A 19820-nucleotide genomic window follows, 5' to 3' on the forward strand; every position below is an offset into this window, starting at 1 on the left:
GGTCACTTCTGGGTGCAGCGGCCTTCAAGGGTCAGCGTGTCGTTCTCCACCGGCAGTTCCTCGATGGGTTGGTCGGGGCCGATCGTCCATTCGGTGTCGGACCCGCCATAGGTCAGCAGGCAATACCGCGTCGCCTGATAGCGCCCCGCCTCTTTCGCGCCGTCCGGGTCGGCCGCCACAGGGGTGACCGTGATTGTCACCGCCCGCCGATCACCGCTTTGCACATTCGCGCGGGCCCGAAATCGGGTGCCATTCCCTTCGACGGTTGTGCGCTTGGACGCACCCTGCCCGACGCCCACGGTGTTGCCGATATTGCGCGCCACGCCACAGGAGGCGAGGCTGAGTGTCAGTAGGCCGATGAGGAAAAGCCGGGTCATAAGGGTCGTCCGTCGCTGCGTTGGCTGGGGTTTTGGCAGATTGCAGCGGTGATGTCCAATGCGACTATGCCAAGCGACGGCGCCGCTCGTGGAGCGGCGCGAAACCTGCGGTCGCTTGGCGCGGTCGGCGGCCTGTGGCTTGGGAGCGGGCGTCGGAAATCTGGCGCCCCGTCCTGGCAACGCTTGCCGACACCAGACGCAGCGGAACCCACACAATGCAACCGCCCGAGCTTGCCTCGGGCAGCGGCCGACCTCCCCCAGGAGGCCGCTTTTGCGACGTCGCAACCCATTGGAACGCAGGCGTTTTAGAAGAACACTCGCGAGACTGAACCGCTGCGCAGGCGACCTCCAGGTCGGCCGCTGCCCGGGTTGCGCTTGGGTCAAGGGAGAGGCCCCGGATCAAGTCCGGGGCGGCGGCTTTCCAGCACCCGCTCTCGGCCAGCACCGGTCGTCTGGCTGGATTACTCCGCCGCCACTGCGCTTGCTCGGCCCGTTCGCTTGGCCTTGATGCGGTCCTCGATCTCGTCGCGGAAGTGCCGGATCAGGCCCTGGATCGGCCAGGCCGCGGCGTCTCCCAGCGCGCAGATCGTGTGTCCCTCCACCTGCTTGGTCACGTCCAGCAGCATGTCGATTTCTTCGGGCTCCGCGTCGCCCTTCACCAGGCGGTCCATCACGCGCATCATCCAGCCCGTGCCCTCGCGGCAGGGCGTGCACTGGCCGCAGCTCTCGTGCTTATAGAACGCCGAGAGCCGCCAAATCGCCTTAATAATATCGGTCGACTGGTCCATCACGATCACCGCCGCCGTGCCCAGACCCGAGCGCTGCTCGCGCAGCCAGTCGAAGTCCATGATGCACTCTTCCTTCATGATCTTGCCGGGCAGGCAAGGCACAGAGGACCCGCCGGGGATCACCGCCTTGAGGTTGTCCCAGCCGCCGCGGATGCCGCCGCAATGCCGGTCGATCAGTTCCTCAAAGGAGATCGACATCTCCTCTTCCACAACGCAGGGCGCGTTGACATGGCCGGATATCGCAAAAAGCTTGGTGCCGGTGTTGTTGGCGCGACCGAAGCCCGCGAACCATTCTGCGCCGCGGCGCAGGATAGTGGGCACAACGGCGATGGATTCCACATTGTTCACCGTGGTAGGGCAGCCGTAAAGACCGGCCCCCGCCGGGAAGGGCGGCTTCATGCGCGGCATGCCCTTCTTGCCCTCAAGGCTTTCAAGCAGCGCGGTTTCTTCGCCGCAAATGTAAGCCCCGGCGCCGTGATGCAGGTAAAGGTCGAAATCCCAGCCCGATTTGGCGGCGTTCTTGCCCAAGAGGCCCGCCTCGTAGGCCTCATCAATCGCGTTTTGCAGCGCCTCTTTCTCGCGGATATACTCACCGCGGATGTAGATATAGCAGGCGTTGGCATTCATCGCGAAGCTGGCGATCAGGCAGCCCTCGATCAGCGTGTGCGGGTCGTGCCGCATGATCTCGCGGTCCTTGCAGGTGCCGGGTTCGGATTCGTCGGCGTTCACCACAAGGTAGGCCGGGCGCCCGTCGCTCTCCTTGGGCATGAAGGACCACTTCAAGCCGGTGGGGAAACCCGCGCCGCCGCGGCCGCGCAGCCCGCTAGCCTTCATCTCGTCAATGATCCAGTTGCGGCCCTTCTTAATCAGACCCGCGGTGCCGTCCCAATGCCCGCGCGCCTTGGCGCCGGACAGGGTGCGGTCGTGCATCCCGTAGAGGTTGGTAAAAATGCGGTCGCTATCGCTCAGCATGTGTCGTCCTCATGTCTCCCGGCGCTTCCGCCAGATCTGATATGTCACCACGAGAGCCCAAAAGAACGCCGCCAACGCCGCCAGATCGAACAGGAACGCGAAACGGGACTGCCAGCCCATCGCGCTTCCCAGCCACTGCGCCCCGATCCAGAGCACCATTGTGGCTGCGATCACCAGCGCGACAAGCCGTCCTTGCCGCGCCAGCGCCTTATCTCGATCCGAGGCTTCCGTCGTCATTCAGCCCTCAATAGACCCCACCCTTGTCCACGCGCTGCGAGAACTCTGTCTCGCCGCCCGCCGACAGTGTTTTGGCCTGTTCCACCCAATCGTCACGGGTGATCCGGCCCTTGAATTTCAGCCGCGCATCGACCCAAGCGATCTCTGCGCCGCCCCAGGTCGCGATCTGCGCGAACTTGTAGATCCCGAGCTCGTTCAGCGTTTTCTCCAGCGCGGGGCCGACGCCCTTGATCGACTTTAGATCATCCGCATCCGCCGGTGCCGAGGAGAAGAGTTCCGGCTCCGCCTCTGCGCCATCGCCGCTGTCTCCATCGCCTGTGCTTGGCGCTGCCGTCGCGACCTCCGCGCTTGTGTCATTGGCGGCGTCAGTGCTGTCACCGGACCCGCTGTCCGATGCGTTTGCCTCGTACTTCCAGCTTCCCTTGCGCGCGGCCAAATCTTCCTGACCTGGCAGGGCCTTAGAGGGTGCCACAACAGACCCTGAAGTCTCGCTGGAACCCGCCTCGCTTGCAGCGCAATCGCTTGCAGTCGATGTGGCCGCGTCGTCTTCAGCAGCGCTTTCTTCTGAGGTTGCCGCGCTCTCGGTAGTCGAGGCGGGTTCATCACCGACATCATTGGACGCCGCATTGGATGCAGCGCTGGCATTTGATGCCGCACCCGATGTGCCGCCAGTGGTCGCGCCGCTGTGACCGATCTCGACGTCCTCCGGGCCACCAAAATTCAGCCATAGAATTAAGAAGACGATAACGCCGACGATGATGCCCCAGATCAAAGCGCCAAAGAATTTGAAACCCAGCGCAATGAGAAAGAGCAGCAGCACGACACCGCCGACGGCGGCCGAGATCACCAAGATCCGGCCAAGCGACCAATTGTTCTCCCCTGTCGACATGGTTTAGTTCCCCCGTATTATTCCGTTCGATTAATCACGGTTAATACTTAGCGCGTTTGGAGAACTCTGTCTCCTCCCCAGCGGCCAGGAGTTTCGCCTGCTCAACCCAGGTATCGCGCGTGGCGCGGCCCTTGAATCTCGCAAGCCCATAGTCGGCCCAGAGCACCTCATCCGCGGTCCATTTGGCGATCTGGTCGTAGTGGAAAATTCCGTTCTCATTCAGAGACTTCTCAAGACCTTGGCCGATCCCCTTGATCTTCTTGAGATCGTCGGCCTTGCCACCCTTTGGGGCGTCCAGCGCGGCGGGCTTTTTCGATGCAAGTTCCTCGGCGCTGGGTTCCTCTGCCTTAGCAGATGACGTCACGGCAGGTTTTGCCGCTTTTTTGGGCGGCTCTTCCGCCTTGGCGGCAGGTTTGGCTTTCTTCGGCGCGGTCTGCTCATCCGCCCTTTTGGGCGTCTTCGCTTTGGCGCCCGAAGATTTGCCCGCGCTCTTGCCTTGCCAGGGCGCCAAAAGCGGCACTTCGGTGCCGTCAATGCGCTTTATGGTGTCCCCGATATCGCTGGCCAGCTGCACCGAGGCATTCATTTTGGTGTGTCCGGTTTCTTCGTAGCCGGACAAGCTGGTCAGGCCGGTCACGGGTTCCGAGGCGTAGCGCCCGTTCTGCGGCCCCGGCGTGGGCACTTTACCATCGGCAAGCTCATCAACGATCTCGGCAAAGCGCGCCGTTGTAAGGTCCTCGTAATAGTCCTTGCCGATTTGCGCCATGGGCGCGTTGGCGCAGGCCCCCAAACACTCGACCTCTTCCCAGGTGAACTTGCCATCCGCGGAAAGCTGATGCGGCTTTGGCGCGATCTTTTCCTTGCAGACGGCCACGAGATCTTCGGCCCCGCAGATCATGCAGGACGTGGTACCGCATATCTGGATATTCGCCACAGAACCAATAGGTTGCAGCTGGAACATAAAGTAGAATGTCGCGACCTCGAGCCCACGGATATGCGCCATATCCAGCATGTCGCAGACATGCTCGATCGCGACGCGGGACAGCCAGCCCTCTTGCTCTTGGGCGCGCCACAGGAGCGGAATAATCGCCGAGGCCTGCCGCCCTGACGGGTATTTGGTGATCTGCGCCTCGGCCCATTTCTGGTTGTCGGGCGTGAAGGCGAAGCCGTCGGGCTGTTCGGGATGCAAGCGGCGGAGCATAGCGGATTAGACCCCTTTTTGCGACGTCGGTATCACGTCGGTATTACGTCGGTTTTGCGTCGGTGCCACGATGATCAACGGTCGATCTCGCCAAACACGACATCCATCGTGCCGATTATCGCGGCGACGTCGGCCAATTGGTGCCCGCCCGCGACATAGTCCATCGCCTGCAGGTGCAAAAAGCCCGGTGCGCGCAGCTTGGCGCGATACGGCTTGTTGCTGCCATCCGAGACCATGTAGACGCCGAACTCGCCCTTGGGCGCCTCGACGGCGGCATAGACCTCTCCGGCGGGGACGTGGAAGCCCTCGGTATAAAGCTTGAAGTGGTGGATCAAAGCCTCCATCGAGGTCTTCATATCCCCACGGCTTGGCGGCGTGATCTTGCCGCGGGCCAGAATATCGCCGGGCTCGTTGCGCAGCTTCTCGCAGGCCTGCTTGATGATCTTCAGGCTCTCGCGCATCTCCTGCATTCGCACCAAGTAGCGGTCATAGCAGTCGCCATTCTTGCCCACGGGGATGCCGAACTCGAACTCGTCATAGCATTCATAGGGCTGCGAGCGCCGCAGATCCCAGGCCAGGCCCGACCCGCGCACCATCACGCCAGAGAAGCCCCAATCGAGGATGTCCTGTTCGGACACGATGCCGATATCGGCGTTGCGCTGCTTAAAGATCCGGTTCTCGGTCAAGAGCCCGTCAATATCAGAGAGCGTCTCGGGGAATTGATCCGCCCAGCGGTCGATATCGTCGATCAGCTCGGGCGGCAGGTCCTGATGCACCCCGCCCGGCCGAAAATAGGCCGCGTGCAGGCGCGCACCGCAGGCGCGCTCGTAGAACTCCATCAGCAATTCGCGCTGCTCGAACCCCCAAAGCGGCGGGGTCAGCGCGCCCACATCCATCGCCTGCGTGGTCACGTTCAGGATATGGTTCAGGATGCGCCCGATCTCGGAATAAAGCACCCGGATCAGCGAGGCCCGGCGCGGCACCTCGGTGCCGGTCAGCTTCTCGATCGCCAAGCACCAGGCGTGCTCTTGGTTCATCGGCGCCACGTAATCCAGCCGGTCGAGATAGGGCAGATTCTGCAGGTAGGTGCGGCTTTCCATCAGCTTCTCGGTGCCGCGATGCAGCAGGCCGATATGCGGGTCGCAACGCTCGACGATCTCGCCGTCCAGCTCCAGCACCAGGCGCAGAACGCCGTGCGCGGCGGGGTGCTGCGGACCGAAGTTGATGTTAAAGTTGCGGATTTTCTGCTCGCCGGTCAGGGCGTCGGTAAACTGTCCGTCCATAACTCGCATCTCTCAGCTGGCTCGCCACGGGTTTAGCGACATTTTCGGGCGAGTGCATCCCCCAAAACGCCGCGGGCACGCACTTAATCTTGCGGCGCGCCGGCCCACGTCGCCGGTGTGCACACTGAGCAAGGCTTACCGTTAAGGTTATGAAAATTCGGTTTAAATGGCGGGTTGGCCCATGAATTTTGGCGCCAACGCATCGCCGGGCCGCTAGCCGGGATTTTTGTCCCAAAGATCAGGCACGCGGCCCAGCATCTCGCGCACGCCGTCATATTGCGGGGCCAGGAATTCGCGCACCGCTTCCCATTGCCCCGGCTCCATCTCGGCCTTGGGGCTCTCAAGGATGCGCTTGTCGAAATCCGCCCAGGCGTGGCTGATCCCAAGGAACTTCGAGAGCTCGGCAATCGCGTCGCGGTTAAACAGCTCTTCGTAATAGGCGATGTGGATCTGGCTTTCATCCACCGCGGCGCGCAGGCGCTTGAGCGGCCGGATGTAGTCAGAGCGCTTCTCGATCTCTTCCTCTTTGCCGCGCAGGGTCCGCTTGACGATGTTGACCGCGCGCCCGGGGATCTCGTCCGGCGTCTCGGCGCGGCGCCCGGCGATCATGCGCGCGTGGCTCCACAGCCGCTGCACCGGGTCGCGCAGCAGGTAGACAAAGCGCACATCCGGCACCAGCTTGGCCATGTGGCGCAGCCCGCGTTGCGGCAAGAGCCCATAGGCCGGCGTGAAATCCCCAACCAAGCGCTGCTCAGACAGCCCCTCGGTGAGGTAGGCCATATAGGCGTCGTCATCCTGCGCGCGCCGCTCCAGCACATCCAGCCAGGCCTGTGCGTCATGCGCCACCCGGCGCTTGTTTATCAGCTGCGCCTCGCTCTTGGCGCGCTCGGCCTCGCGCAGCGCCGTGTCGCGGCGCCCCGCCACCATCTTTATCCAGGTCTTCCAGTCCTGGAACTCCAGCGCGTCAAAATAGTGCAGCTCCTTGATGCCGCGCATGTGGCATTCCGGGTGGTTGGAGATGTAGCGGTGCAGCCAGGAGGTCCCGGCCTTGGTCGCACCAGTGCAGAACATCAGCGTGGGCGTGCTCACCTCTCAAGCCCCGGGATTTTCACGCGGTCGCGGAGGGCCATCACCCACAAAAGCGGGATCACCGTGAAGGGCGTCAGCGAGAAGATGGTGCACCAGGATGGCAGGCGGAACTTGGGCAAAATGATCCAGAACGGGATAACGGTCAGCACCGCAAGGATCATATAGGCCCAGCTCGGCACCTAGCTTGCGGCTTCTTTTTCGTCACCAGGCAGGATGTACTCCGCCCCCTCCCAGGGGCTCATGAAGTCAAACTGCCGGTACTCCTGCACCAGGTTCACCGGCTCGTAGACGACGCGCTTTTGCGCCTCGTCATAGCGCACCTCGGTATAGCCCGTGGTGGGGAAGTCCTTGCGCAAAGGATAGCCGCGGAAGCCATAATCCGTCAGGATGCGCCGCAGGTCCGGGTGGCCGGTGAAGAGCACGCCGAACATGTCATAGACCTCGCGCTCGAACCAGTTGGCCGAGGCGTGGATCTCGGTGATCGAGGCCAGCATCTCGTCCTCGCGCAGGGCGCATTTCACCCGGATGCGGTGGTTCTGGTACATCGAGAGATAGTGGTAGACCACGTCGAACCGCGCCGCGCGCGCCGGGTGGTCGACCCCGGTGATGTCCACCAGCGACGAGAACTTGCAGCGCGGGTCGGTCTTGAGGAACTCGGTGAAGGAGACCAGTGAGGACGGCGAGATCTCTACCGTCAGCTCGCCCAGGGTCACCGCCCAGGACAGCACGCAATCGGGCCGTTTGGCTTCGATATGGGCTCCAAGCTCGTTCAGGGCGTCGGACATGTTTCCTCGCAAATCTAACTTGGCCTAGCGGACCAGCGTGCCGGTGCGGCGAATCTTGCGCTGCAGCTGCAGGATGCCGTAAAGCAGCGCCTCTGCCGTCGGCGGGCAGCCGGGCACATAGATGTCCACCGGCACGACGCGGTCGCAGCCGCGCACCACCGAGTAGCTGTAGTGATAGTACCCCCCGCCATTGGCGCAGGAGCCCATCGAGATCACATAGCGCGGCTCCGGCATTTGGTCGTAGACCTTGCGCAGCGCGGGCGCCATCTTGTTGGTCAGGGTGCCGGCCACGATCATCAGGTCAGACTGACGGGGCGAGGCGCGCGGGGCGGTGCCGAAACGCTCCACATCATAGCGCGGCATGGCCACATGGATCATCTCCACCGCGCAGCAGGCCAGGCCAAAGGTCATCCAGTGCAGCGACCCGGTGCGGGCCCAGTTGATGATGTCCTCGGTGGAGGTCAGCAAGAACCCCTTGTCCTGAAGCTCTTGATTGATCGCGGGCATCGCCGCCTCGCGATCGGGACCAGCTTGATGGAGGTTCGTGGCAACGGTCATGGTGCATCCCATCGTCGACATGGCGGGTTCTTGGCTCGGTCTATCGCGCGGCGCCGAGAGGGTCAACGGACCAAACCGCACACCGTCCGCCTCGTTTGGCGCATTCAGCTTGCGGAAGGCTTAACGCAAAACAGAAATATCAAGCCGCGCTGCCGCGCGCGCGTCTCAGCCCGCGTCGCTGGTCGCGGGCGCTTCCGGTCCACCGCCCCGCCGTCCTGGCATCATCAACCTTGCGATATCGACGATCATCTGGCTGTTCGCAAAGGCGCGATTGGCCCGAGAGGAGCGCCCCTCGGCACGATCGATCTCGTCGGTCAAATAATCCGCGACGTAGTCGCTAAGCCACATCGAAAGCAGCATTTGCCGCGGCACCACATCCCCCTGCTCTTGGTAGATGACCTTTGTCCCGCCGCGCTTAAGGGCCTGGAACTCGTGGCGCACAGCGATGACCTCCTCGCCTTCACCGGCGATCACGAAGACCTCATGATGCTCGTCAGAGCTGCTAAAAACCATCGCTTTCATTTGGGTGCGCAGGAGCCCCTCGCGCATATCGTTGAAGATTCTTGCATCTTCAGGGCCGATATCCTCGTCTTCTTGCGGCTGATCCTCGTCCGTCACATCGCAACCAAAATCCATTTTGTCGACCAACAATCGGGTTTCGACGTCAAAGATGCCCTTCTCGTCTGCGGGTCCGCAGGTCACCCGGGCGTCCTCGCGCCCTGGATAATAGGTGATCGCGTTCCGCAGCGCCGCTGGATCAAGCTTTGAGGTCGCGACAGTCCGCGTGGCCACGGGTGTCTCTGCGCCAAAAAGGTACAAGAATGGCATGAAAATCGTCAGTGCCATGAAGACAAGGAATGCCGCCACAAACAGCCAGAACACGCGGGACAAGACCGCGGCGAGCGACAGCTCTGGCGATATCGTCGCCGCCAGCGCAAGGCAGACGCTAAGGGTCAAAGATACATTGATCGTCTCGCCCGCCACATTCGGATATCGGATCGCGTGCGCGGCCGGGATCAGGATCGCCAGCCCCATCAGAATCGGATGACTGTGATCCGACATCGAATTGGCAAGACATACGACGAGCACCGGCAGAAGCACGCCAAGCACAATCATGCGCCGATTGCGGAAAATCCGGTAAAATAGAACATCGAGTGACATGAGGATAACCCTCCTGAAAACTAGTTCAGGGGCAGGTTAACCAAACAAAGGGGCGTTTTTATGGGCGAATTGGGGCGTGCGCCGGGGCGTCACTCCCACTCAAGCGCGCCCTTCTTCCATTCATAGGCGAAGCCTACGGTCAGCACCGCCAGGAAGACCATCATCGACCAGAAACCCACCAGCCCGACATCCTTGAACGCCACCGCCCAGGGGAACAGGAACGCCACCTCTAGGTCGAAGATGATGAACAGGATCGAGACCAGGTAGAAGCGCACGTCGAACTTCATCCGCGCGTCGTCGAAGGCGTTGAAGCCGCATTCGTAGGCGGACACCTTCTCGGGGTCCGGGTTGCGCACCGCAACGACGGCCGCCGCGAGGATCAGAATCAGGCCCAGGCCCACGGCGAGCGCCAGGAATACAAGGATCGGGAGGTAATCAGAAGCGAGTGATTGCACCGAAAGGCTCCTTACGCGCTGGCCGCATGGCGTTGCTTGCGGGACCACGCTTACCCCTGCAATGGTTAAGGGTCAACCAACGCCCGGGCGATTCTCGCGCGACGTGATGGCGCGCTATTTATTGGCCCCCGGCAGGCGTCATCGGCGGCTCGATCCGCAGGGGCCCTTAAGCGCGCCGGGTCAGCACCCGCCAGATTCGGCGCAGCAAACCGACCCGCGGCGCGTGACCGATGTTGATGCCCCCGGCGCGGTCAAACTCGTGCATGTCGATGACGCGTTCGGCGCAGCCGCAGCCCTCGCCGAGCCCGACCTTCTTATAGTAGAACTTGGTGAAGTCTTCTGGCGTCTGCATCTGGCGTCTCCTCGCGGCGGCGGTGCTGTCTATACTATAGCGCCCCGCCATGCACTTGCATCAGCAATCTGAGGCGGGCGCTGTCGCGCGCCAGCGCCCGCCATTTGCGGGGCCGAGGCCGTGTCTCGCCGCAATTCGGGCTGGTCCGCCCGCGCAGAGAGAGTATGGTCGCGCGCAGGTCCGGGCCGCTTCGCGACGCCCGGACACATCCACCCAGGGACCGCCTCTCATGCCGCCGCCGCAACCGAACATCCCAGGCGCGATCGCCTTCATGCTGCTGGCCACCGTGTTCATCGGGGGCACCATGATCCTGGCCAAGGCGCTGCAAAGCGACGTGCTGGGCCCGGCATTGCCCGCGTTCCAGGTGAGCCACGCGCGGTTCCTCTTCGCGTTTCTGGCGATCAGCATGGTCGCCGCGGTCATGCGCCCGCGCTTCGAGCGCCCCAGGCTGCGCCTGCACCTAATGCGCGCGAGCTTTGGCTGGGTCGGGGTGACCTGCATGTTCGCTTCCGTCGCCTTTATCCCGGTGAGCGACGCTACCGCGCTGACCTTTCTCAACCCGGTTTTCGCGATGGCCCTGGCCATACCGTTCCTGGGCGAGCGGGTCGGGCCCTATCGCTGGCTTGCCGCGGGCATCGCGCTTGTGGGCGCCTTGATCCTGCTGCGCCCCGGGCCGGGGACCTTCCAACCCGCCGCGCTGCTGGCGCTGGGTTCGGCGATGTTCTTTGGGGCCGAGATCATTTGCGTAAAGCTGCTGTCCTCGCGCGAGGGCGCCTTCCAGATCCTGCTGGTCAACAACGCCATCGGGCTGACGCTGGCCAGCATCGCGGTGTCCTTCGTCTGGCAGAGCCCCACGGCCGCCCAATGGGCGGCGATGGCTGGCATCGGCATCGTGATGGCCACGGCGCAGGCGATGTATGTGAACGCCATGTCCCGCGCCGAGGCCAGCCTGATCGTCCCCTTCAGCTATGGCACGCTGGTTTTCGCAACCCTCTATGACGCGCTGTTCTTTGACGTGCTGCCGGACGCGGTGTCCTGGACGGGCGCCGGGGTCATCATCGCGGGGGCGCTCCTGCTGGCCTGGCGCGAGGCCCGCGCCGCGCGCCCTGCGGCGCTGCGCCCCGTTGCGACGAAGGGAACATCAGGGCTAGACTAAGCCCCGCAGCACGCCTAAATAAAGCGGCCTTGGCCAACACTGAGCCGACCCCGAGCAAGGAAAACCCATGTCCTGGACCGATGAGCGCGTAGAACTCCTTAAAACCATGTGGAATGACGGCCAGTCCGCCAGCCAGATCGCCAAGGAGCTGGGCGGCGTGACCCGCAACGCGGTGATCGGCAAGGTGCATCGGCTGGGCCTGTCCAACCGGGCCACGACCACGGCCAGCGCCGGGTCGGAAAAGGAGGCGCCCGCGAAAGAGCGCGAGGCCAAGGCGGAACCGGCCAAGCCCGAACCCGAGGCGGCAAAGCCCGCCGCCGAGGAAAAGCCCGCCACGGTGACGCCCATCACGCGCAAGGCGATCATCCCCGCGGGCCAGCCCCTGCCGCCGCAGCCCTCCGCCAACGAGATCAGCCCCGAGGCGCTGGCCTCGGTCCGCGAGGTCGAGAAGAAGGCCAAGAAGATCAGCCTGATGGAGCTGACCGAGCGCACCTGCAAATGGCCGATCGGCGACCCCGCGACGGATGACTTCTGGTTCTGCGGACTCTCGGTGCAACCGGGCAAGCCCTATTGCGAGGCCCATGTCGGCGTGGCGTTCCAACCGATGTCCTCGCGCCGCGACCGGCGCCGCTAGACGGCGATCTTCGGCGCGGAAAGACGGCAGCTTACAGATATTGCCCAAGCGACAGCTATGGTTTTGGCCTGGAGCGGGCGTTTGGACGGGCCAAATCTCTTGCAAGAGATTTGCACTTTCCTTCAAAGGAAAGTTGGGTCCGCGGCTGGCGAGAGGTTGCGCATAGAGGATCCATTCGGGGCGCGGGAGAGAAACTCTTTCAAGAGTTTCGCAATTTTCTTGCAAGAAAATTGCCGCGAACCAATGTCCGCTCCAGGCCAACCCGACCGATCGCGCGCCGCTTAGTCCCCGCCCAGCAATCCGCGCAGCAACCCGCCCGCCGCGTCCTCAAGCTCTTTCTCAGCGCGGTTGCGCAGGTCCTCTTTGAGCACCTCGTCGGCGTCATTCAAGCCCTCAAGGTTCGTGCCCAGCTCCTCATTGATGCGGTCGGTCACGACGGTTTCGGCCTGCGCCTTCACTGCCTCGACCTCGTCGGCCAGCTCCTGCTCGGCCAGGGCCTCCAGATCCAGCCGGAACTTGGGATCCGCCCAGGTTCCGCTGATCAAGAGCGGCACGCGCAGCCCGCCATTGCCCTGCCCCTCCAGAAGGGCGGGCACCAGGCGGTATTCCTGCCCCATTGCGCCGATATCGACCACGCCCGCGCCCTTGGCGATCAAGAGCGGCGCGCTCAGCACCAGGTCCTCGTTGCGAAGAACGCCGCCCTCTAATGTGAAGCTGCCTGTCATGGCGTCAAAGATGGTGCGCGCGCCCTCACCCACATAGGACGCATCCAGGTTGCGCAGCATCCCCACAAGGTCCAGCCCGCGCAGCTCCCCCTGCCCCAGGCTGAGCGCGCCGTCCCCGGACAGCGAGCGCATCAGCGTGGCCATATCATCGCCGACCGCCAGCACGTTCAGCGTCAGATCGCCACTTGCCAGCACCCGGTCATAGCCCGCCATCTCCTGCAGCAAAGGCTGCATCGCGATGCCGGCCGCCTGCAGATTCGCGCGCGCCGAGAGTCCGCCGCGGCTGTTGACGACCATGCTCCCGGAGACCGCGCCGCCATAGGCCGCAAGCTCGCGGATCGTGGTCACAGCCCGCCCATCGGACAGCGCCGTGCGGATGCTGGTGCGCCCAAGCGTCGCCCGCCCCAGGTCGATACTTTCGGCGGCAAGCACCACATCGGCATCCACCGATTGCAGCGCGCTGACATCGATCCGGTCCGTGGGCCAGCCTGCGCTCGCCGTCGCGGCGCCCTCTGCCGCGGCGCGCTCCGCCGCGGCACCCGCATCCTCCGCGCCTGCCAGGGCCGAGAAATCCAAGGCCGCCGCCGACAGCTGCGCGGTAACATGCGGACGCCCGCCAAGCGCGACATCGGCCGCCCCCACCAGCAGGTTGTGATCCAGCGCGACCGCCGCGTCCCGCAGCGTGATCTTGTCTTCGGTAAAGGTCATGTCACCCTCAACCGAGATCTTTTGGCCCAAGCCGCGCGGCAGATCTGGGGCCGCCGCGCCGATCAGCGCAAAGAGCGCGCCCTGATCCGCAAGATCCGCGTTTATGCGCCCGCCCGCGGCCAATGGGCTCAGACCAGAGGCGCCGTCAAAGTCGAGGGACGCCCCACCGACCTTGGCCTGCAGCTCGGTGCCCACCGCGCCGCCTGTAAGGAACCCAGACAGCGACGCCAGGCGCGCCTCGGCCAAGAAAGCCTGCCCGTTCATGACCGCGCGCAGCGATACCGTGGCCGGGCCGTCAAAGGCGGGCAAACTGGCCGTCGCATCAATGTCTCTCAGCTCGGTCGTCACGCCTGACGCATGATCGATGAACACAACCCGCCCGCCGGATATCACCGCCTTGTCGAGCGAGAGCGCCGGAACGCTTGCCTCGCTGCCCGTGGCGCTGGGGGCACCGGTGCTCGCCTCGTCGGCGCTCTGCGCGAGCGCCCAATTGCCGCGCCCGTCCTTTGCGACCTCCAGAGTGATCCGCGGCGCCTCGGCCTGGACCCGCGTCACCTGGATCGCCCCGCCAAAGAGTGCGCCCCAATCCACCCCGACCGTCAGCCCCTCGGCCTGCAGCAACGGGCCGCCCTGCCCCCAATCCGCATTGGCGATCGAAACCGCGCCGGTGGAGATGCCAAGCTCCGGCAAGAGCGTGGGGCGGATGTCGCCAGCGATGGTCAGGTCGCGGCCCGTGGCGGCCTTGAACTGGTCGGAGACAAGCCCGGCGATCCGCTCCGCGGGCAACAAAAACAGCGCCCCCACGGCCAGCGCCGCAACGAAGACAACCGCAGTCACAATCCTAAAAATCCAGCGCATTCTGCTCACTCCGCCGCTGTTTTGGTTAGGATAGCGCGGATTGGCGGCGTCACAAGGAAACAATGCGAGAGCGCTCTGGGAAGCCGCAGTGTTTGGCCTGGAGCGGGCGTTGCCAACATGCACGACCCTGACAGCGCTTGCCGACACCAGACACTACAGAATCCTAGCAATGCAACCGCCCGAGCTTGCCTCGGGCAGCGGCCGACCTCCCCCAGGAGGCCGCTTTTGCAACGTCGCATACCAATGAAACGATTGCGTTTATCAGAACCGGACGACATGCGGAGATGATGCGCAAGCGACCTCCAGGTCGGCTGCTGCCCGCGTTGCGCTTGGTTCAAGGGGGAGGCCCCGAGTCAAGTCCGGGGCGGCGGGTTCTAATACCCGCTCCAGGCCATAAGCAACCAACCCCGCGCAATCGATGCCAGACAACCCAAGCCGACAAAAAAGCGAGCCAATCACAACCCCGCCGAGCCATTCGGGCAGTGCTTGCGCACCTCCCGGTCGCGCAGCGCGGTAGCCACCAGCATGCAGCGGTTGCGCGCCTCGTAGTAATAGCCGCGCGCATACCAGCCCACCGCCGCAGCTTCGTCACCATAGGACAACAACCAGGCGCCGCGCAGGTACTTCGTCCCCCATTCCAGGTTGGTATCCGCATCCAGCAGGTTCGCGTTCGCGCCCTGGAACCCGATCCCGCGTGCGGTCTCTGGCAGGATCTGCATCATCCCCCAGTAGGGCCCGTTGCGGGCCCCGGCGCGGTAGTCGCTCTCGCGTTGGATCACCCGGTGCAGCAGGCTGCACGGGATGTCGTAATGGTCGGCCCATTTATTGACCAGCGCGCGCGTGGCCTGGCTCTCGCCGGGGTAGAGCGGCGGGTTGAACTCCTGCGCCACTGTCGGCTCGGGCGCGCCGCGCCCGCAGGCGGCCATCAGCAAGCAGATCAGCAGCATCCGTTTCATGTCGGTCCTTCCCCTTGGGCCGCAGGGCCCCTATAGCGGGCCCCATGTCGCAGAACCCACCCGATCTTCGCCCCGACTTGGCTAATGCGCGCGTCCCGCGCGACGCAGGTACCACATCCGGCGCCGCCCGCAGAGAGGACCAGCCCACCATCGGCATGGTCTCGCTTGGCTGCCCCAAGGCGCTGGTCGACAGCGAGCGCATCCTGACGCGGCTGCGCGCCGAGGGCTATGGCATCTCGCCGGACTACCAGGGCGCGGACGCGGTGGTGGTGAACACCTGCGGGTTCTTGGATTCGGCCAAGGCGGAAAGCCTGGGCGCCATCGGTGAGGCCATCGCCGAGAACGGGCGGGTGATCGTGACCGGGTGCCTGGGCGCGGAGCCTGAATACATCACCGGCGCGCATCCCCAGGTGCTGGCGGTGACCGGCCCGCATCAATACGAGCAGGTTCTGGACGCGGTGCATGCCGCCGTGCCGCCCAGCCCGGACCCTTTCGTGGACCTCTTGCCGGCCAGCGGCGTCAGCCTGACCCCAAGGCACTATAGTTACCTAAAGATTTCAGAGGGCTGCAACCACAAGTGCAAGTTCTGCATCATCCCCGATATGCGCGGCCGGCTGGTCTCGCGCCCGCAGGCGGCGGTGCTGCGGGAGGCGCAGCGGCTGGTCGAGGCCGGGGTGAAGGAACTGTTGGTGATCAGCCAGGACACCTCTGCCTATGGGACGGATCTAAAGGACCGCGACCACAAGACCCCGTTCGTGCCCCTGGCCGAGGCCTTAGGAGAGCTGGGCGTCTGGGTGCGACTGCACTATGTCTATCCCTACCCGCATGTGGCTGAGGTCGTGCCGCTGATGGCCGAGGGCAAGATCCTGCCCTATCTCGACATCCCCTTCCAGCACGCCGACCCGGGGGTGCTGCGCCGCATGGCCCGCCCCGCGGCGGCTGAGAAAACACTGGAGCGCATCGCCGAGTGGCGCGCCATCTGCCCCGAGATCGCGCTGCGCTCGACCTTCATCGTGGGCTACCCCGGCGAGACCGAGGCCGAGTTCCAGGTGCTGCTGGACTGGCTGGACGAGGCCCAGCTGGACCGCGTGGGCTGCTTTCAATACGAGGACGTGGCGGGGGCGCGGTCCAACGCGCTGCCCGATCACGTCCTGGACGAGATCAAGCAAGACCGCTGGGATCGGTTCATGGCCAAGGCGCAGGCGATCTCGGAGGCCAAGCTTGCCGCCAAGGTGGGCCAGCGCCTGCAGGTGATCGTCGATGAGGTGGACGAAGACGCCGCCACCTGCCGCACCACGGCGGACGCCCCGGAGATCGACGGGAACCTCTTCATTGATGAGGCGATCGAGGGGCTGGCCCCTGGGGACATCCTCACCGTGGAGGTGGACGAGGCCGGGGAGTACGACCTGTGGGGCCGCCGGTTGTAACGCATCGCCCGTGGCATGCGTTCGGCTCTTTTGAGCTCCAGTGCAGTGCTCATTGCTCATAGTCGGCGCGAAGGGGCGGTATCTAAGGTTGGCCTGAAGCGGGCGTTTGGACGGGCCAAATCTCTTGCAAGAGATTTGCACTTTCCTTCCAAGGAAAGTGGGCGCGCGCGCCGGTAAGAGGGTGGAATAGAGCGATCATTTCGGGGCGCGCTGAAGAAACTCTTGGAAGAGTTTCGCAATTTTCTTGCAAGAAAATTGCGGCGCACCAATGCCCGCGTCAGGCCAAAAGCAGGCGACCGCTTGTCACTCGTCCGCGCGGCCCTTCCCCAGATGTTTCCGCAGGCGCGAGGGCGTCGATTTCTTGCGGTTCTTGTAGGGGTTCTTGTCGCCCTGCCCGCGCACGGTCAGCCGGATCGGCGTGCCGGGCATGTCGAAATCCTCGCGCAACCCGTTGACGAGGTAACGCGAGTAGCTTTCCGGCACCTTGTCGGGGTGGCTGCACATCACAACGAAGCCAGGCGGGCGGGTCTTGGCCTGGGTCATGTAGCGCATCTTGATGCGCCGCCCGCCGGGTGCGGGGGGCGGGTGCGCCTCCAGCATGCCGGTCAGCCATTGGTTCAACCGCGCCGTCGCCACGCGGCGGTTCCAGACCTCATGCGCCTTCAGCACCGCCGCCTGCAGGCGGTCCAGCCCGCGCCCGGTCAGCGCCGACACGGTGACAAGAGGCGCGCCGCGCAGCTGCGGCAGGAGCCGCTCGAAGGCCTCGCGCAGCTCGTTCAGCTTGGCCTGCTTGTTGTCCTCGGCGTCCCACTTGTTGACCGCGACCACCACGGCGCGGCCCTCGCGCTCGGCCAGGTCGGCGATGCGCAGGTCCTGCTGCTCAAAGGGGATCGCGGCGTCCAGCAGAACCACCACCACCTCGGCGAACTTCACCGCGCGCAGCCCGTCTGAGACCGAGAGCTTCTCGAGCTTTTCCTGCACGCGCGCCTTCTTGCGCATGCCCGCGGTGTCAAAGATGCGCATCTCGCGCCCGCCCCATTCGGCGGTGACCGAGATGGCGTCGCGGGTGATCCCGGCCTCGGGGCCGGTCAGCAGGCGGTCCTCGCCGAGGATCTTGTTGATCAGCGTGGACTTACCCGCATTGGGGCGCCCCACAACGGCGATCTGGAGCGGCTTCATCGGCCCTTGCGGGTCCTCCTCGGCATCCACATCCGTTTCGGGCTCGTCATCCACCGGGGTCAGCGTCTCGATGATGGGCAGGAGCGCGGTGTAGAGGTCGGTCATCCCCTCGCCATGCTCAGCCGAGATCCGCAGGGGCTCGCCCAGCCCCAGCCCATAGGCGTCCAGCACGCCCGCCTCGGCCGCGGCGCCCTCGACCTTGTTGGCGCCCACGATCACGTGGCGCGCCCGGCGGCGCAGGATGTCGGCAAAGACCTGGTCCGCGGGCAGCACGCCGGCGCGGGCGTCCACCAGGAACAGGCAGATGTCGGCCATATCCACCGCGCGCTCGGTCAGCGCACGCATCCGGCCCTGCAGGCTCTCGTCGGTGGCCTCCTCGAGCCCGGCCGTGTCGATCACCGTAAAGCGCAGGTCGACCAGGCGGGCCGCGCCCTCGCGCAGGTCGCGCGTCACGCCCGGCTGGTCATCGACCAGCGCCAGGCGCTTGCCAACAAGGCGGTTGAACAGCGTGGACTTGCCCACATTGGGGCGCCCCACAATGGCGAGAGTGAACGACATGAGAGCCTCGAGACATCGCGCCCATGCGGCGCAAGACGCGGCTTATAACGCGCTTTTTTCCTAACGGAAAGCGTGCAATTGACCGCGCCCCGACAGCACGTAGAGCGTGCCGCTGGCCACGGCCATACCGCTGGCCGCGCCGCCCGGGATCGCGGTCGTGCTCAGCTCGGCGCCGGTCTCGGGGTCATAGGCGGTCAGGTTGCCATTATCGGAGGCCACCCAAAGCCGGTCCCCGGCCAGAAGCGGGCCGTAATGGGCAAAGATCGCCTTGGCCCGGCGCGCGCGCTCGCGCTTCAGGAAGGGCAGCTCGGTGCCCCAGATCTTCTCGCCGGTCTCGGCGGAGAGCCGCACCAGCTCCGATTGGTCCGAGATGAAGAACACAGAGCCGCCCGCCACCGAGATCGAGCCCAGCGCGCCGTCCCGTGCGGTCCAGATCCGCTCGCCCGAATGCAGGCTAAGCGCCACGGCCCGGCCCGACTGGTTGCCGGTGTAAATGACGTCGCCCGAGACCACCGGGTCGGCGGCGATATCCGTGATCAGCGCGTAGGCGCGCCCCTTACGCCTGCCAGAGACCGCCGAGCCCCAAAGCCGCACCCCGCCTTGGCGCAGCGCGGCCACCAGCTCGCCCGAGCCGAACGGGAAGATCGCCACACGCTCGGTCACCGCGGGCGCGGCTCCGCCCACAATGCCAGAGACGTCCGGCGTGCCGGGGATCTGCCACTTCACGCGCCCGGTCTCGGCGTCGATCGCCCAGGCCCGGTTGTCGCGCCCAACGGCGTAGACAAGCCCGCCCGCCACGGTCGGCGCGGCGGTTGCCGGCGCGTCGAGGTTCTGCCGCCAAAGCTCGCGGCCAGTTGCGGCCTCCAGCGCCACAACCTCGCCAAAGCCCGTGGTCGCGAAGACCGCGCCGTCCGCGGTGGCAACGCCGCCGCCCGAGGCGTCCTGCTCGCGCTCCTCCGGCGGCACAAGACTGGCCGACCAAAGCTGCGCGCCCGCGGTGGAGACCGCGGTCAGCCGCGACTGGCTGTCCAGCGTGAAGACGCGCCCATCCGCGACCACAGGGTCGCCGGTAATGCGGTGCTTGCGGCTGTTGCCCTGGCCGATATTGGCCGTCCAGATCAGCGACGGTGCCGCACTGAGCGCCGGGTTCTCCGAGAGATGCGTGGCGCTGCCGCCGGGATGCGTCCAGGCGTCGCCGCTGCTGGTCGCGGGCGGGGTGAAGGAGATGTCGATCTCTGGCAGCGCACCATCCAAGGATGACAGCGTCTGCACCGAGGGCGCGGAGTTGGGCGCGCGCACCGAAAGGCGCTCGCCCTCAAGGATCACGACGTCATCGCTGCATCCCGCCAGGAGCAGCGCGCTGGCCAAGGCCAAGGAAAGACCCACGCCGGCCCTATTCACCCTCATGCGTTCCATTGTCGCTGCCGCTCCCCACCTGCACCGGATCGCCCCGGTCTAACATATAACTCTAC

At 64.9% G+C, this 19820-nt stretch carries 20 protein-coding genes; 3 read left to right on the forward strand and 17 right to left on the reverse strand.

Annotation, left to right across the window (positions count from 1 at the left end):
- Nucleotides 1-2 precede the first annotated feature (2 nt).
- From AIOL_RS13845 to AIOL_RS13905, 13 genes are all read right to left on the reverse strand, one after another.
- The gene (locus tag AIOL_RS13845; protein WP_049643522.1) at nt 3-377 is read right to left on the reverse strand and encodes a hypothetical protein; all 375 of its coding nucleotides are present in this window, start codon (nt 375-377) and stop codon (nt 3-5) included.
- A gap of 461 nt (nt 378-838) precedes the next feature.
- The gene (nuoF, locus tag AIOL_RS13850) at nt 839-2137 is read right to left on the reverse strand and encodes an NADH-quinone oxidoreductase subunit NuoF (RefSeq protein ID WP_049643523.1); all 1299 of its coding nucleotides are present in this window, start codon (nt 2135-2137) and stop codon (nt 839-841) included.
- A 9-nt stretch (nt 2138-2146) separates the two neighbouring features.
- Nucleotides 2147-2374, reverse strand: coding sequence for a DUF5337 domain-containing protein (locus tag AIOL_RS13855; RefSeq protein ID WP_049643524.1), 228 nt, complete (start codon nt 2372-2374; stop codon nt 2147-2149).
- Nucleotides 2375-2381: 7 nt separating this feature from the next.
- A complete protein-coding gene (locus AIOL_RS23975; protein WP_053101283.1) occupies nt 2382-3263 on the reverse strand; it encodes a hypothetical protein in 882 nt (293 codons plus the stop codon).
- Between the two features lie 40 nt (nt 3264-3303).
- Nucleotides 3304-4464, reverse strand: a complete 1161-nt coding sequence (locus tag AIOL_RS13865; protein ID WP_049643525.1) for an NADH-quinone oxidoreductase subunit E — start codon at nt 4462-4464, stop codon at nt 3304-3306.
- Nucleotides 4465-4538: 74 nt separating this feature from the next.
- Nucleotides 4539-5747, reverse strand: a complete 1209-nt coding sequence (locus AIOL_RS13870; protein WP_049643526.1) for an NADH-quinone oxidoreductase subunit D — start codon at nt 5745-5747, stop codon at nt 4539-4541.
- 213 nt (nt 5748-5960) lie between these two features.
- On the reverse strand, nt 5961-6836 hold the full coding sequence (locus tag AIOL_RS13875) for a sulfotransferase (protein ID WP_049643527.1): 876 nt from the start codon (nt 6834-6836) through the stop codon (nt 5961-5963).
- Complete coding sequence (locus tag AIOL_RS13880) at nt 6833-7015, reverse strand: hypothetical protein (protein ID WP_152912532.1); 183 nt, start codon at nt 7013-7015, stop codon at nt 6833-6835. The genes AIOL_RS13875 and AIOL_RS13880 overlap by 4 nt, the downstream gene beginning before the upstream one ends.
- A complete protein-coding gene (locus tag AIOL_RS13885; RefSeq protein ID WP_049643528.1) occupies nt 7016-7621 on the reverse strand; it encodes an NADH-quinone oxidoreductase subunit C in 606 nt (201 codons plus the stop codon).
- Nucleotides 7622-7645: 24 nt separating this feature from the next.
- Complete coding sequence (locus tag AIOL_RS13890; protein WP_049643529.1) at nt 7646-8179, reverse strand: NuoB/complex I 20 kDa subunit family protein; 534 nt, start codon at nt 8177-8179, stop codon at nt 7646-7648.
- Nucleotides 8180-8344: 165 nt separating this feature from the next.
- Nucleotides 8345-9340, reverse strand: a complete 996-nt coding sequence (locus AIOL_RS13895) for a hypothetical protein (protein WP_160314488.1) — start codon at nt 9338-9340, stop codon at nt 8345-8347.
- Nucleotides 9341-9429: 89 nt separating this feature from the next.
- Nucleotides 9430-9795, reverse strand: a complete 366-nt coding sequence (locus AIOL_RS13900) for an NADH-quinone oxidoreductase subunit A (RefSeq protein ID WP_049643531.1) — start codon at nt 9793-9795, stop codon at nt 9430-9432.
- 166 nt (nt 9796-9961) lie between these two features.
- A complete protein-coding gene (locus tag AIOL_RS13905) occupies nt 9962-10147 on the reverse strand; it encodes a hypothetical protein (protein WP_049643532.1) in 186 nt (61 codons plus the stop codon).
- Nucleotides 10148-10376: 229 nt separating this feature from the next.
- Between AIOL_RS13905 and AIOL_RS13910 the strand changes: the two genes are divergently transcribed.
- Both AIOL_RS13910 and AIOL_RS13915 read left to right on the forward strand, forming a co-directional pair.
- Nucleotides 10377-11303: a DMT family transporter gene (locus AIOL_RS13910; RefSeq protein WP_049643533.1), complete on the forward strand. Its 927-nt coding sequence runs from the start codon at nt 10377-10379 to the stop codon at nt 11301-11303.
- Between the two features lie 67 nt (nt 11304-11370).
- Nucleotides 11371-11937 (forward strand): GcrA family cell cycle regulator, encoded by a 567-nt coding sequence (locus tag AIOL_RS13915; protein WP_049643534.1) that lies wholly within the window; start codon nt 11371-11373, stop codon nt 11935-11937.
- Between the two features lie 281 nt (nt 11938-12218).
- Here AIOL_RS13915 and AIOL_RS13920 read toward each other — a convergent pair whose 3' ends face one another.
- Nucleotides 12219-14228 carry an AsmA family protein gene (locus AIOL_RS13920; protein WP_049643535.1) on the reverse strand — a complete coding sequence of 670 codons (2010 nt, stop codon included), beginning with the start codon at nt 14226-14228 and terminating at the stop codon, nt 12219-12221.
- A gap of 455 nt (nt 14229-14683) precedes the next feature.
- The gene (locus tag AIOL_RS13925; protein ID WP_049643536.1) at nt 14684-15184 is read right to left on the reverse strand and encodes a transglycosylase SLT domain-containing protein; all 501 of its coding nucleotides are present in this window, start codon (nt 15182-15184) and stop codon (nt 14684-14686) included.
- 44 nt (nt 15185-15228) lie between these two features.
- On the opposite strand from AIOL_RS13925, the gene rimO reads away from it, so the two are divergent.
- Complete coding sequence (gene rimO, locus AIOL_RS13930; RefSeq protein ID WP_049643537.1) at nt 15229-16611, forward strand: 30S ribosomal protein S12 methylthiotransferase RimO; 1383 nt, start codon at nt 15229-15231, stop codon at nt 16609-16611.
- A gap of 303 nt (nt 16612-16914) precedes the next feature.
- Here the strand turns inward: rimO and der are convergent, their stop codons facing one another.
- Together der and AIOL_RS13940 are read right to left on the reverse strand one after the other, a co-directional pair.
- Complete coding sequence (gene der / locus AIOL_RS13935) at nt 16915-18348, reverse strand: ribosome biogenesis GTPase Der (RefSeq protein WP_049643538.1); 1434 nt, start codon at nt 18346-18348, stop codon at nt 16915-16917.
- Nucleotides 18349-18408: 60 nt separating this feature from the next.
- Nucleotides 18409-19764 carry a PQQ-like beta-propeller repeat protein gene (locus tag AIOL_RS13940; RefSeq protein ID WP_082152589.1) on the reverse strand — a complete coding sequence of 452 codons (1356 nt, stop codon included), beginning with the start codon at nt 19762-19764 and terminating at the stop codon, nt 18409-18411.
- Between the last annotated feature and the right edge of the window lie 56 nt (nt 19765-19820).

The sequence above is a fragment of the Candidatus Rhodobacter oscarellae genome, assembly GCF_001078595.1.
GTDB classification, from domain to species: Bacteria; Pseudomonadota; Alphaproteobacteria; order Rhodobacterales; family Rhodobacteraceae; genus Rhodobacter_B; species Rhodobacter_B oscarellae.

Coding starts and splice junctions, on each gene's coding strand:
- AIOL_RS13865 (WP_049643525.1), bottom strand. CDS start 4,464: ATGCTCCGCCGCTTGCATCCCGAACAGCCCGACGGCTTCGCCTTCACG.
- AIOL_RS13905 (WP_049643532.1), bottom strand. CDS start 10,147: ATGCAGACGCCAGAAGACTTCACCAAGTTCTACTATAAGAAGGTCGGG.
- AIOL_RS13910 (WP_049643533.1), top strand. CDS start 10,377: ATGCCGCCGCCGCAACCGAACATCCCAGGCGCGATCGCCTTCATGCTG.
- AIOL_RS13845 (WP_049643522.1), bottom strand. CDS start 377: ATGACCCGGCTTTTCCTCATCGGCCTACTGACACTCAGCCTCGCCTCC.
- rimO (WP_049643537.1), top strand. CDS start 15,229: ATGTCGCAGAACCCACCCGATCTTCGCCCCGACTTGGCTAATGCGCGC.
- AIOL_RS13920 (WP_049643535.1), bottom strand. CDS start 14,228: ATGCGCTGGATTTTTAGGATTGTGACTGCGGTTGTCTTCGTTGCGGCG.
- AIOL_RS13855 (WP_049643524.1), bottom strand. CDS start 2,374: ATGACGACGGAAGCCTCGGATCGAGATAAGGCGCTGGCGCGGCAAGGA.
- AIOL_RS13895 (WP_160314488.1), bottom strand. CDS start 9,340: ATGTCACTCGATGTTCTATTTTACCGGATTTTCCGCAATCGGCGCATG.
- AIOL_RS13870 (WP_049643526.1), bottom strand. CDS start 5,747: ATGGACGGACAGTTTACCGACGCCCTGACCGGCGAGCAGAAAATCCGC.
- AIOL_RS13940 (WP_082152589.1), bottom strand. CDS start 19,764: ATGGAACGCATGAGGGTGAATAGGGCCGGCGTGGGTCTTTCCTTGGCC.
- AIOL_RS13925 (WP_049643536.1), bottom strand. CDS start 15,184: ATGAAACGGATGCTGCTGATCTGCTTGCTGATGGCCGCCTGCGGGCGC.
- AIOL_RS13915 (WP_049643534.1), top strand. CDS start 11,371: ATGTCCTGGACCGATGAGCGCGTAGAACTCCTTAAAACCATGTGGAAT.
- der (WP_049643538.1), bottom strand. CDS start 18,348: ATGTCGTTCACTCTCGCCATTGTGGGGCGCCCCAATGTGGGCAAGTCC.
- nuoF (WP_049643523.1), bottom strand. CDS start 2,137: ATGCTGAGCGATAGCGACCGCATTTTTACCAACCTCTACGGGATGCAC.
- AIOL_RS13885 (WP_049643528.1), bottom strand. CDS start 7,621: ATGTCCGACGCCCTGAACGAGCTTGGAGCCCATATCGAAGCCAAACGG.
- AIOL_RS23975 (WP_053101283.1), bottom strand. CDS start 3,263: ATGTCGACAGGGGAGAACAATTGGTCGCTTGGCCGGATCTTGGTGATC.
- AIOL_RS13890 (WP_049643529.1), bottom strand. CDS start 8,179: ATGACCGTTGCCACGAACCTCCATCAAGCTGGTCCCGATCGCGAGGCG.